The sequence below is a fragment of the Bacillus sp. FJAT-45350 genome (genome assembly GCF_002335805.1).
In the GTDB taxonomy this organism is placed as follows: Bacteria; Bacillota; Bacilli; order Bacillales; family NISU01; genus FJAT-45350.
The window spans coordinates 300,105-312,825 of sequence record NZ_NISU01000002.1 but is presented as its reverse complement, the minus strand read 5'-3'; the positions used below and the strand labels follow the sequence as shown (position 1 = coordinate 312,825).

The 12,721-nt window shown below is 36.0% G+C and carries 11 protein-coding genes; 1 reads left to right on the top strand and 10 read right to left on the bottom strand.

Annotation, left to right across the window (positions count from 1 at the left end; all coding sequences use genetic code 11):
- Positions 1 to 37: 37 nt before the first annotated feature.
- The 5 genes from CD003_RS18130 to CD003_RS18110 form a co-directional block, all read right to left on the bottom strand.
- Positions 38 to 1,144 (bottom strand): Leu/Phe/Val dehydrogenase, encoded by a 1,107-nt coding sequence (locus CD003_RS18130; RefSeq protein ID WP_096202651.1) that lies wholly within the window; start codon positions 1,142 to 1,144, stop codon positions 38 to 40.
- A gap of 105 nt (positions 1,145 to 1,249) precedes the next feature.
- Positions 1,250 to 2,593 (bottom strand): sodium-dependent transporter, encoded by a 1,344-nt coding sequence (locus tag CD003_RS18125; RefSeq protein WP_096202650.1) that lies wholly within the window; start codon positions 2,591 to 2,593, stop codon positions 1,250 to 1,252.
- Between the two features lie 421 nt (positions 2,594 to 3,014).
- Positions 3,015 to 3,344: a bacillithiol system redox-active protein YtxJ gene (gene ytxJ, locus CD003_RS18120; RefSeq protein WP_096202649.1), complete on the bottom strand. Its 330-nt coding sequence runs from the start codon at positions 3,342 to 3,344 to the stop codon at positions 3,015 to 3,017.
- Positions 3,345 to 3,361: 17 nt separating this feature from the next.
- A complete protein-coding gene (locus CD003_RS18115; RefSeq protein ID WP_096202648.1) occupies positions 3,362 to 3,805 on the bottom strand; it encodes a YtxH domain-containing protein in 444 nt (147 codons plus the stop codon).
- Positions 3,806 to 4,264, bottom strand: coding sequence for a DUF948 domain-containing protein (locus tag CD003_RS18110; protein WP_096202647.1), 459 nt, complete (start codon positions 4,262 to 4,264; stop codon positions 3,806 to 3,808). It lies immediately after the preceding gene.
- Positions 4,265 to 4,444: 180 nt separating this feature from the next.
- Here CD003_RS18110 and CD003_RS18105 point away from each other — a divergent pair, with 180 nt between their 5' ends.
- Positions 4,445 to 5,560: an aminopeptidase gene (locus CD003_RS18105; RefSeq protein ID WP_096202646.1), complete on the top strand. Its 1,116-nt coding sequence runs from the start codon at positions 4,445 to 4,447 to the stop codon at positions 5,558 to 5,560.
- Between the two features lie 207 nt (positions 5,561 to 5,767).
- Here CD003_RS18105 and murC read toward each other — a convergent pair whose 3' ends face one another.
- The 5 genes from murC to CD003_RS18085 form a co-directional block, all read right to left on the bottom strand.
- A complete protein-coding gene (gene murC / locus CD003_RS18100; protein WP_096202645.1) occupies positions 5,768 to 7,066 on the bottom strand; it encodes a UDP-N-acetylmuramate--L-alanine ligase in 1,299 nt (432 codons plus the stop codon).
- A 533-nt stretch (positions 7,067 to 7,599) separates the two neighbouring features.
- Positions 7,600 to 8,697, bottom strand: coding sequence for a nicotinate phosphoribosyltransferase (locus CD003_RS18095; protein WP_096202644.1), 1,098 nt, complete (start codon positions 8,695 to 8,697; stop codon positions 7,600 to 7,602).
- Positions 8,698 to 8,804: 107 nt separating this feature from the next.
- Positions 8,805 to 9,059, bottom strand: a complete 255-nt coding sequence (locus tag CD003_RS21565; protein ID WP_142302893.1) for a hypothetical protein — start codon at positions 9,057 to 9,059, stop codon at positions 8,805 to 8,807.
- Positions 9,060 to 9,190: 131 nt separating this feature from the next.
- Positions 9,191 to 11,746, bottom strand: coding sequence for a DNA translocase FtsK (locus tag CD003_RS18090; RefSeq protein ID WP_096202643.1), 2,556 nt, complete (start codon positions 11,744 to 11,746; stop codon positions 9,191 to 9,193).
- Positions 11,747 to 11,919: 173 nt separating this feature from the next.
- Positions 11,920 to 12,717: a DUF1444 domain-containing protein gene (locus tag CD003_RS18085; RefSeq protein WP_096202642.1), complete on the bottom strand. Its 798-nt coding sequence runs from the start codon at positions 12,715 to 12,717 to the stop codon at positions 11,920 to 11,922.
- Positions 12,718 to 12,721: the final 4 nt, after the last annotated feature.

The window sequence follows — 12,721 nt, the reverse complement described above, 5'->3', positions numbered from 1 at the left end:
GCTTCTTTCAAATGAATGAAAGAAGCGACTTTTTTTATTAGTTACGGATTTGCCATTTTCCTGGTTTTCTGTGTGAGAAGAAGCTATTACGATTTTTACGATTTTCAATGCGCTCTTCACAGAAAAGATTCGCAGCTACACTTGTAGAAATTGATTTATTTTCAGATTGACGGTAAATTTCCAGCATAGTATTGTAGATTGCTTTTGTTTTTGTTAACACTCTTTCTTTGTTTGGCTCATATAACTCATCAGCTACTTGGATTAATCCTCCACCGTTAACGATGTAGTCTGGTCCGTAAAGAATGCCTTTCTCTTTTAACATTTCTCCGTGACGCATTTCAAGTAATTGGTTGTTTGCAGAACCTACAACCGCTTTTACTTTTAATGAATCCATAGTTTGGTCATTGATAATAGCTCCAAGGGCACAAGGAACAAACATATCAGCTTCCGCACTGTAGATTTCATCACCTTTAACAATTTTCACTGAACCATCTGATTGAGCTCCACGAGCTGCAATATCAGTTAGCGCTTTATCGTTAATATCAGTAACAATTAGGTGAGCACCCTCATCTAATAATGTTTCAGCTACTTTATAACCAACTTTACCTAATCCTTGGATTGTGAATGTTAAACCTTCTAATGAATCTGTTCCATTTAATACTTGATTTGTCGCTCTTAATCCGTAAATAACACCTGCTGCAGTTGGAACTGAAGAGTCTCCACTACCTCCGTAAGATTCAGGAATACCAACAATACAATCAGTTTCCATTTTTGCATGAACGAAATCCTCAGGTGTTGTTCCCATGTCAGTACCTGTATAGAAGCGTCCTCCTAAAGAACCAACAAACTGTCCAAACGCACGGAACATTTCTGGTGTACGGTCCTTCAGTGGGTCACCAATAATTACAGATTTACCTCCACCGAAATCTACATCAGCAGCTGCACATTTATAAGTCATACCTTTTGATAAACGAAGTACGTCCTCTAACGCTTCATCAACAGTAGCATACGGACGCATACGGCAACCGCCAAGAGCGGGGCCTAACGTTGTATCATGAATAGCAATAATTGCTTTTAATCCTGTTGCTTCATCATTACAAAATACTACTTGTTCATGCTCGCTAATACGTTCAAATGTCATCATTTTTCTGTCACCTCTAATTTTATTTTTCTCTCTGTGATAAAACCTCTATAATGCTCAAAAGCTTTCTAAATTAGTGCATTTATATATCTATCTCTTATTCTACTATTAAAATACACCTAATACATTTAAGAATACGATAATAATCGCTATTGGCGCAACATAACGAATTAATAGCAGCCATACTGCAAACCACTTCTTACCATTACTTGTACCGCTACTAATCTCATTAATCAACACATCTTTTTTAATTTTTAATGGAGCAAAGATAGCAATCAATAAAGCTCCTAATGGCATTAGTATGTTACTAACTAAGTAGTCAGCAGCATCAAAGATTGAAAGATTAAATATTAATACCTCTGACCAGATACCGAAAGATAATGCTGACGGAATACCCACTACGAATACTAAGATACCTGCAATCCATGCATTTTTCTTACGTCTGCTAGTTTCTCCTTTTGTTATTGAAGCAACGATAATTTCAAGCATTGAGAACGCTGAAGTTAATGTTGCAAATAAGAATAAGACTAAGAACATCGTTAAGAAGAATGCACCAAACGCCATTTGGTCAAATACTGCTGGTAAAACGATAAATAATAATGCAGGTCCTTCACCAGGCTCAAAACCAAACGTGAACACTGCAGGGAAAATAGCTAAACCAGCTAAAAGTGAAATAAAGATGTTCATTCCAACAATAGAAGTAGCCGACAATGGCAAGCTTTCTTTCTTAGATAGATATGAACTGTACGTTACCATTACTGATACACCGACACTAAGTGCAAAGAAAGATTGTCCCATTGCAAATAGGATTGTATCTGCTGTAACAGCAGAGAAGTCAGGCATAAGTAAGAATGAAATCCCCTCAGCTGCCCCATCTAACGTTAACGAACGAACGATAAGAATAAGGAAGAGGACAAATAGTGCTGGCATCATATATTTACTAGCTTTTTCAATACCTGATGAAACTCCTTTAGCTACAACGAAAATAACTAAAAGCATAAAGGCTAATTGTGCTAATACTGATTCAATTGGGCTAGAAATTACTCCTCCAAATATACCACCATATGCTTCATCCCCAAGACCAGTCAATTGACCAGTGGCACTTCGGAATAAGTAGGAGAGAACCCAACCACCTACTACACTGTAAAACGAAAGTAAAATAAAACATGTAACAACACCTAATCGACCGACTAAATGCCACATTGAACCTGGTGCAATCGTTTTATAGGCTGAAACCGCTTCCTTTTGTGTACTACGACCAATAATAAACTCAGCTAAAAGTAATGGTAAACCTACTAGTACCGTAAATAAAATAAAAATTAAAAAGAAGGCTCCTCCACCACTTGTTCCAGCAATATACGGAAACTTCCAAATAGCTCCTAAACCTATTGCCGAACCTGCAGCGGCTAGTATGAAGCCAAACTTAGACACCCATTGTTCCTTATTTTCCATGACGACCTCCTATTGCAACAATATTTTCTAAACCAACACTCTCAATCTCCTACTTTCTTCCCCCTTTGTTTCTATTAACACCCTTGTTGTTCTTTTGATGTTTTTAACAAAGTTAGCGCTTACATTAAAAAAGTAAGAACCTATTAAACTAGCAATTATGTGACGAGTATTTGTTCAAACGTCATTATACCGGTATATTAACACTCAGCTATATTAGTGTCAATTATTTGTCGTATTTTCACTATTTTTGCGTTAATGTTGTAAAATTTAGAATGTATGAATATTCAGATTAGTATATTCTGTGAATCTTTCGCCTAGGTAATAATGTCATCATATATTTCGCTCTTTAAATTATATTAATATATTTTTACCCGACAAAAAAAAGCGACATATTCGTTTTATTGAATACGTCGCCTTTCACTTACTTAGACCAGACTTCAGTTAATAATTTGCTTGTTACTTTCCAATGTGAATCATGCCATGATACAGCCCCATTACTAAATAATAGTACTTGTGGTGATTCATGTTTCACTTGATAGTCTTCTGCTATCTGATTTGAAAGCGGCCTAGCGTCTTGAACATTTAAGTAATAAAAGGTTTCCCCTTCATTCTCATCTGAGAATTTCTTGAACTCATTAAATGCTTCTGTACTAACTGGACATGTTGTACTATTTTTCAATAAAAATAATTTATTAGTACTTTCTACTAATTCCTTAAATTGTGTATAGTCATCTAACTTTACAAGTGACATTGTGTCTATCTCCTTCATTACGTATTACGAATTTCTTCCTGTTCAGAAATTGAATCATTTAGTTTTTGAATTTCTTCTCTAGCATTTTCTGCACTATCTATTGGATCTTCACTATTTGCAGAAACTTCAGGTGTTAATCCTTCTTCTACACTCTCAGTTTCTTCACCATTATCCCCACTTCTCACTGATTTTACCTTATCAACAACTTGAGAAGACTGATCAGACACAATCTTTACCCAATGTGAGGATTTATCTTTAGCAACAGTTGCTAATTCATTCCCTTTATTATACGCATTGTTTGTAAATTCAGATGTTTTATCTTTTGCCATTTGTGCTTGTTCATTTAAGTCGTGACGTAGTTCTTTTCCAGACTTAGGAGCCATTAGTAATGCTGCAGATGCCCCTACAATTCCCCCAATTAAAGATCCGATTAAAAAGTCTTTCGTGTTCATATCACTCATTTAAATCTCCTCCTTAGTTTGATTAACTACTACCTCTACTTCTTTATGTTTGTTTTTCTTGTGTTTCCATTTACTATACAAATCAATGGCAACATTTCCCCATTGAACTGCTTGAGCGATGTTATCAGAATTTTTTTCAGTTTGCTGAGAAACAGATTCAGATACATTACGTAAAGACTTATTCACTGTTTGAACAGAGTCCCCTAATTCCTTGACAGAAGAAAATATAGTATTCAATGATTCCGATTTAGCTTGGATATCTTCTGCTAGGAGATTAGATTTATGTAGAAGTTGTTCTGTTTCACTTGTTACACCCTGTAATTGTTTCTCTATACCATTCATTGTATTCGCAACATTATCTAGAGTACGAGTTGCCGCTTTCAATGTTTTAATTAAATAGCCAACAAGTACAGCGAATGCAATAGCAATTACAGCGACACTTATGTATATAATTTCCATATTAAAACACACCTCCCTTATATTTGTCTTGTTTCCCTTCTTCATGTGCTTTTAAACAGGAGATTGTTAATTACTAATTCTACACGGAAAGTCTAAATCCTTCCAAAAATTACGCTTTACTGTTATATTTTCTTGTTTTCGTATAGAATAATGGTGAATCTATGCTAGGAGGTTTCATCTATGAGAGATCCACGTATTTCAACATTGGCGAAAAACTTAATAAACTACTCAGTCAAGCTTCAAAAAGGAGAAAAGGTCCTTATTGAGAACTTTGGCTTACAAAAGGAACTTGTAAAAGCACTTGTTAAAGAAGCATACGAAGCAGGTGGCTATCCTTTCGTATCTTTAAAAGAACACCAGATTGACCGTGAATTATTAATGGGGGCATCAGAGGAACAGCTAACTATGACAGCTACCTTTGAAGCCAATGTCATGAAAGAGATGGATGCCTATATCGGTCTACGTGCAGGGGATAATATTGCTGAATTATCTGATGTACCAAGTGATAAGATGGCTTTACATGGTAAAACAGTAGGTACGAAAGTCCACCGTGAAATAAGAGTACCTCATACAAAATGGTGTGTTCTAAGATATCCATCATCATCTATGGCTCAATTAGCTAGCATGAGCACAGAAGCATTTGAAGATTTCTATTTTGATGTATGTAACCTTGATTACGGGAAAATGGACAAAGCAATGAATTCCCTAATGAACCTTATGAACAAAACAGATAAAGTTCAAATTAAAGGTGTAGATACTGACTTAACTTTCTCAATTAAGGATATTCCAGCTATTAAATGTGCAGGGCAATTTAATATACCTGATGGAGAAGTATTTACTGCGCCAGTTAAAAATTCTGTAAACGGGACAATTACATACAACACTCCATCCCCTTATCAAAGCTTTACGTTTGAAAAGATTTCATTCACATTTAAGGATGGAAAAATTGTAGAAGCCACAGCAAATGATACAGAACGAATTAATAAAATTCTTGATACTGATGAAGGAGCAAGATTCATTGGTGAGTTTGCTATCGGGGTTAACCCATATATTCAAAACCCAATGCAAGACATTTTATTTGATGAGAAAATTGATGGGAGCTTCCACTTTACTCCGGGTCAATGTTATGACGAAGCATCAAACGGAAACAAGTCTTCAATCCATTGGGACATCGTGATGATCCAACGTCCTGAATACGGTGGTGGGGAAATTTACTTTGATGATGTCCTTATCCGTAAAGACGGAAGATTTGTGATTCCAGAGCTAGAATGCTTAAATCCAGAAAACCTTAAATAACAAAACCGCAAAGCGCATTTTGTTGAAAGCAATGCGCGCAGTCGCTACATGTTTTTAAAGTTCAGCACCAGATGGTTTTCTTGTCTCTGTACGAGTAGTGTACGAATCCATTGTTCTTCTTTGAATATTCTTTCACTTTTACACATTGAAGTACTTTATAGTACACAAAGTAATCAAAAAGGAGTTGCCAACGCAACTCCTTTTTTCCTAATCTAACGTATCTTCGTACGCCTTTTGGAATTTTTGAATATCTCCTGCTCCCATAAAAAGCAATACGCTATTTTCATGTTTTTGTAATAACGTTACATCACGTTCTTTAATTAGGTCTGCATTAGGAATCAGTTTCTGTAGATCTTCAATAGTTAAGTTTCCTTCGTCTTCTCTAGCTGAACCAAAAATATCACATAAATATACCTTATCGGCAGGCTTTAGACTTTCAGCAAATTCATTTAAGAACGTTTTCGTACGCGTAAATGTATGTGGCTGGAATATTGCAATGACCTCTTTATCAGGATACTTTTGCTTTGTTCCTTGGATAGTTGCTTTAATTTCAGTTGGATGATGTGCATAATCATCAACTAAAACTTGTGTCCCTACAACCTTCTCACTAAAGCGTCGTTTTACCCCTTGAAACGTCTTTAATTGCTCTTGAATTACCTCAACAGATACATTTTCGTATTCACATAGGGCAATGACCGCCAATGCATTAAGTACGTTATGGTCTCCATAGCCTGGTATTGTGAACGTACCATAAAAATTATTTCGAACAAAGGCATCGAATGTTGTACCTTCTTTAGTTACTTGGACATTCCTTCCCTGGAAGTCATTATCCTCACCTAAACCGTAAAAGACAACAGGTACATTCGCATGTATGCCTTGTAATTGCTCATCATCACCACAAGCAACGATCGCTTTGTTTACTTGCATTGCCATTTCTTGAAAAGCAGAGAATACATCAGTAACATCCTTAAAATAATCAGGATGGTCATAATCAATATTTGTCATGATACAGTAGTCAGGCTTATAATTTAAGAAGTGGCGTCTATATTCACATGCTTCAAATACAAAGTATTTACTATCCTCTTCCCCTTTACCTGTTCCATCTCCAATTAAATACGATGTTGGATAAGCACCACCAAGAACATGGGATAAGAGCCCTGTAGTTGATGTCTTACCGTGAGAACCAGTAACTGCAATACTTGTGAATTTTTGAATAAATTCACCTAGAAATTTTGGATATAAATGAACATCAATATTTAATTCTCGTGCACGCTGCACTTCCTCATGCTCTTCAGTATAAGCTGGAGAAGAAATAATCGTCTGTCCTTGTTCTATGTTCTTTTTGTTAAACGGTAGAATAGGAATTCCCTTATTTTCAAGTGGTTTCTGTGTAAAGAAAGTTTTATCCACATCCGATCCTTGAACGGAAAGATTCATGTCATGTAGGATTTGCGCTAAGGCACTCATTCCAGACCCCTTAATTCCAATAAAGTGATATATAGTCATATGTTGGACCTCCATAGCCATTATGGTTTCAATCGTGTCCAAAACGATTTAATTTTGTTTTTGTTGTTCGTAAAAGTGGTGACCTTTATTGAACACTATTTGTATAGAAATGAGTCAATCACTACTTGCTGGACGAGAATTTGTAATGAAAAAAACGCTCATTTCTTCCTTTTTACTTTTATTAAGTATTATGTATTTAATATTATAAATCATGCATTTTCCTATTATAGCAGAAAAAAGCGTTGGCACCAATTGCTTCTTACTATTCAACAAAATATACTAAAGAAAGTGTAATCTGCTAAAGATAACATAATCAAATCTTACAAAGAGTAAATTTACACCTTCATCAAATAGTATATGTATAAAGAACAAGAAAAGACCCACCTTTTCAATAAAAGAGCAATTAAAAAGTCCAATCTAGACGATTCGAGAAGTGGTAATGGCTTCGCACATTACTTAAAAGCCGCTGAAAAAGTGAAAATCACACTTTTTTCAGCGGCCTCTTTCAATAAAGGTAGGTCTAAAATCTATGATTACATTTCTAATTCTAAACGTGGGTTACTTTTGTATTGTCTCCCTGCTTTAGCTTCTCTTTCACCATTCAATAATACATTATCTCCAGTAAACGCGATTGATATTTTTAAGAGACTGCTCCCAACACCGTATATATCTACGGGAACCTTCTTTTCTTCGTACTCAGAAATTCGCTCAGCATTAAATCCACCAGTAGCGATAATCTTTACATGCTCATACCCTTCAGAGTCCAACGCTTCTCTCAATGCAAATAAAAGAGTGGGATTGACTCCTCTTGGGTCAAATGCCCCCATTACCTCAGGGTTCCGACAAAAGTATTGATCGACCATCGTTCTAGATGTATCGACACGAACTCCTTTTAATTCCTCATTGAAGGCTCTAGCAACATGTAAGGAATCAGTAATGACATCGTTATTATAATCAACTAAAGCCATTATCTCGTCCTCAGGAAAGGTTTCTTGATATGCTTTAGTAGCTGCTACTACATCACCTTCAAACAACTGTAGTAAAGCGTGAGGCATCGTACCCATCCCTTTCTTCCCCCACCATTCAGACATTGCATGAGTAGCTTGAGCTTTTGAACCCCCTATATAAGCTGCATACCCATCACCTGATTGCTGAGTAAAGTGATCATCTCGGTCACCCATAAAAATAATAGGCTTCTGAATACCAGATTTCCTAGCTGCCTTCATTACATTGTATACATTTGTTGCAACCGATGTCCGGCGAGCAAAGATGCCATCAATAATCCCTTCTAAATATCCAAAATTTTGATAAGGACCTGTAATTGTTAACACTGTTTCATAAGGCTCAATCTTATCCCCATCTTTTAAAGAATGAATCACAAGATCATTAGGTTCTTTTGCAAAGGTCTTAATAAGGGCAATTACCTCATCAGTTCCACAAAGAATCGCATGAGTTTTCTGGAAAAATTGCATAGTTACAATATTATCTTTACATTGCCTTTCAATAATTTCACGAGTCTTCAAAAAATAAACAGCAGAAAACCATCCATCTTTTACTCTCTCGTCAAATTTGAATGTTTTATTCGTTAGTCTATTTATTTTCCCTTGCAATTTAAGCTCAATTTCTTTCATTCTCATTACTCCTTACCTTTTCTACCACTACTATTGGGTAAAAAGGATCGAGGCTGCTTCATAAGTCAACTTTCAACTTTTGAAGCAACCTCGTTTTTATCATGTTATTAATGAACGTATACGTCTTTCGTGTTCTCCATTATGACTGCCTCTACTATCTCTTTAAGATCTGAATCTGTTAAAGACGATTTGTTCCTCTTCAACACAATAGAGAAGGACTTTTCACTTCCAGTTAACAGAGATAGATAGTTTGAGTCTGAAGAAACTGACTCTAGTAAATAGGAAAGCTGAACCGTGTGCATAATCATCACCTCAAAGTAAACTGTATTTTTTACTTCCGATTCACATAAATCCTTATTCATCTTGTCATATTTCTTATCTAACTCACTTGAACAACTCCACTTAGAACTTTTTAAAGCGGAGCAATAGGAACACCTTACTCTATCTTTATCATATATAACTCTAAAAAAGAACACAAGGTTTGATTGCCTAATTATTCATTATTTAAAATTGTTTCTTCAAATTCACTCACCGTCATCAATACATTTCGAGGCTTACTTCCCATCGCTTCAGAAATAAGTCCCTTCGCTTCCATCATATCAATTAACCTTGCAGCTCGATTAAATCCAACACGGAAACGTCTTTGCAAGCTAGACGAAGAAGCTCCATCTTGCTCTATTACATAGTAACAAGCCTCTTCAAATAAGTCATCATCCTGTTCAATATGCTCTTGAACCTTTACTAGCTGTTCATTATCAATAAGATAATTCGGTGCTTTTTGTTTTTTTACAAATTGGATTACCGTTTCAATTTCATCATCAGAAACAAATGTCCCTTGAACCCTAATTGGTTTTGGCGAACCATTCTCATGGAATAGCATGTCACCTTTTCCTAGTAATCGTTCTGCACCGTTCATGTCAATAATAGTTCTTGAATCGGTTTGTGAAGAAACTGAAAATGCAATTCTTGTTGGAATATTCGCTTTTATTAAACCTGTAATAACATCTACTGATGGGCGTTGTGTTGCAAGTAGAAGATGGATTCCACAAGCTCTTGCCTTTTGCGCAATACGACAAATCGCTTCCTCTACATCTTGTGGTGATACCATCATTAAATCTGCTAACTCATCGATGACAACGACAATATAAGGTAAGGCAGGTTTACCTTCTTCTTCAGAGTACAAATCATTGTATCTTCCAAGGTCACGCACCCCTCTTTGAGAAAACAATTCATACCTTCGTTCCATTTCCTCTACAACCCACTTAAGTGCAATTGTTGCTTGTTTCGCATCCGTGATAACAGGTGTTACTAGATGAGGAAGTTCATTGTATGGTGCTAATTCAACCATTTTCGGATCAATCAACATTAGTTTCACTTCATCAGGTGTCGCTTTGTACATAAGACTTACTAGTATCGAATTAATACATACACTTTTCCCAGAACCAGTAGCCCCTGCTACTAAGCCATGAGGCATTTTCTTTAAGTCCGTTACAATAGGATTACCTGATATATCAAGTCCTAATGCAACAGTTAACGGAGATTCGTTCTTTTGAAAAACCTCTTGCCTAAGAATCTCTCGTAATCCAACTGCACTACTTTGTAAGTTAGGAATCTCAATACCTATTGCATTCTTCCCTGGTATTGGTGCCTCCATTCGAATATCTTTAGCTGCTAAACATAGTTTAATATCATCAGTTAACCCTGTAATCTTGCTTACTTTAACACCTGGGGCTGGTTGAATCTCAAATCTCGTAACAGAAGGTCCCTTCGTAACATGAACGACTTTAGCATTTACATTAAAATTTTCTAGTGTTGTCTCTAATAGCTTCGACTTTTCCTCTAGCCATTCATGATCATCATCTTCTCTTTTTGGAGGAACATTTAGCATATGCAAACCTGGAAACTGATAACCGCCACCTACTGTTTGCTTTTCTAGCTTTCGTTGCTTTACTTTATCCCTTTGAAACATCATTACATTAAATGGTACTTCCACTTTCTTAATCTTTTCATTCTCATTCGAAGCTGCTCCAGAAGAGTTAGTAGTAGGATTACTTTCAACAGCTTCATTCGATGTTACTTCTTTCTTAGAAGTTCCAAGCTCTTGAACAGACTCTTCTAGTATTGGTTCATCTACAACATGTTTAACAACAGGTTCCACTTTTTCTTCGGAAGGTTCTGATAAAGTTTCTGTGTCAAAATCGAAACCAAGTTCAGTTGAATCTACATTTGTTTCAGCTACAATTGCTTCCTCATTATCCACAGCTGGCTCTTCAAAAATTTCTTCCTCTAAGCTCTCTTTATATTTTTCAACGTTCTCGTCTAAACGTTCTTCCTCAATTAACTCTACATTTTCTTCATATTCTTCTACTACCTTTTCTTGCACGACAGCTTGTTCAATCGGTGCCTCTTCTATTTCAACAGCAGCTGTATCCTCTGGTTTCTCAACAACAAAGTCCTCTTCCTTTTCACTTGGAAAATAGCTAACTGTATTGGCCTTTTCTTCAGCGATATTGTCAGATGTTTGCGAAGGTACCTTTTCTAGAGTCGCAGCTACCTCTTCCTGAACACTAGCAGTAGGTTTACTATTATTTATTGAGAGTATTGGAACGATGTTTTCCTTTTCCTTCTCCTGTTTTTTAGAAAAACCATAGACTGGTGAAGGTATTGAGCTTGGACGGAAATTTGAATTTGAAAACTTCTCTCGTTCACCCGACACATGCTTTGGATTTCTCGGTGGTTCTTCTTTCGTCATACGACTCCTTGAAGGAGATTGTTCATAATTCTCTCCAGATGATTTCTCATACCTTTTAGTCTTTCTCTCTTCTACCTTTGCTTTTCGTTCTATTGAATCATCTACTAGAGGAAAACGAAAATTCCCCTCTGGATACTTATGTATCATTTTAGGGTCAGAGTTTCGATAATCTGACTGAAAGCGCCCAACTTGCTTCTTTGCTACAGGCTTTTCTTTTACTTCAAATACGCTTTCATCTTCTGTGCCTAAGAATAAATTTTGCATTTTTTTTATTAATTGTTGAAAAGTTTGTCCCATCTTATCACTCACCTGCTCTTAACCAATTAAAAATAAAAAAGGACTGACTCAAGTACTTTGTTTAAGTCAAACGACAAGTAGTTTCCTTTGGTCAGTCCACTCTCTTAAATTTTCTCTTATTTTCCATAAAGAAACAAGGTCCTAATAGACCTTTTTCTTTGATAATGTTCAATTTAATTTTTTGGCTTTCGTTGTGCGAGAATAAAGGTAGGATCTAATTCCCCATTTTCATAAATAAACGGTAACGCTGTAATTGGAATTTTTCCTTGACTATAAAATTGAAAAACCATTTGACCAAGAACATCATAGCCTGTGTCATTTACGATGTCTGCAAAAATAAGAACATCCTGATGAGGTACAGCTACAGCCAATACACCTTCTTTAGATTTGTTCATCCGTTCTAATAAGGAGTTATCTAATATACGACTTGCATCATAACCATCATTTGAATTTACAAAATAAAATTTATTTCCTGCGACAGTATCCTCTTTCGGTTGACTTTGTAATGAACGGATATTGAACAATGCCATTTCTTTAACTTTGTTCGATGTAAGATTAGCCTTTTCTACCATATCTTCATCGATTAAAACATACGTACTTCCCAAATCTAAGCAGTAATAGATTCTTGTCTCAGCTGTATGCTCTTCATAGAATAACTTCTTACCCGAAGTTGTTTCAGTTGGAAAAGAAGTAGAACGAATAACTGGGAAAATTCTCTTCTCATTACCACTCAAATTATGCTCCTGCGCCATTGCTGCAATAGCAGACTCAACATAGTGAACAATCTCCGTAACCGCTTCCTCTTTTCTCTTCTCATACTTTGCTAATAGTGGCTTTAAGGCTAATGAAACGCCCTTTTTTGTTTCATTATCTTCAATACGGATCTTTTCCTCTTCTTTATTATATCGAATACTCCATTCCGGCCGTTCTAACCGCTCTTGGACTATTTTTCTTAATTGAATTATACTCATAATC

Bases quoted from the DNA above. Each gene is read 5' to 3' on its own strand.
- CD003_RS18130 (WP_096202651.1), bottom strand. From the start codon at position 1,144: ATGATGACATTTGAACGTATTAGCGAGCATGAACAAGTAGTATTTTGT.
- CD003_RS18125 (WP_096202650.1), bottom strand. From the start codon at position 2,593: ATGGAAAATAAGGAACAATGGGTGTCTAAGTTTGGCTTCATACTAGCC.
- ytxJ (WP_096202649.1), bottom strand. From the start codon at position 3,344: ATGTCACTTGTAAAGTTAGATGACTATACACAATTTAAGGAATTAGTA.
- CD003_RS18115 (WP_096202648.1), bottom strand. From the start codon at position 3,805: ATGAGTGATATGAACACGAAAGACTTTTTAATCGGATCTTTAATTGGG.
- CD003_RS18110 (WP_096202647.1), bottom strand. From the start codon at position 4,264: ATGGAAATTATATACATAAGTGTCGCTGTAATTGCTATTGCATTCGCT.
- CD003_RS18105 (WP_096202646.1), top strand. From the start codon at position 4,445: ATGAGAGATCCACGTATTTCAACATTGGCGAAAAACTTAATAAACTAC.
- murC (WP_096202645.1), bottom strand. From the start codon at position 7,066: ATGACTATATATCACTTTATTGGAATTAAGGGGTCTGGAATGAGTGCC.
- CD003_RS18095 (WP_096202644.1), bottom strand. From the start codon at position 8,697: ATGAAAGAAATTGAGCTTAAATTGCAAGGGAAAATAAATAGACTAACG.
- CD003_RS21565 (WP_142302893.1), bottom strand. From the start codon at position 9,059: ATGAATAAGGATTTATGTGAATCGGAAGTAAAAAATACAGTTTACTTT.
- CD003_RS18090 (WP_096202643.1), bottom strand. From the start codon at position 11,746: ATGGGACAAACTTTTCAACAATTAATAAAAAAAATGCAAAATTTATTC.
- CD003_RS18085 (WP_096202642.1), bottom strand. From the start codon at position 12,717: ATGAGTATAATTCAATTAAGAAAAATAGTCCAAGAGCGGTTAGAACGG.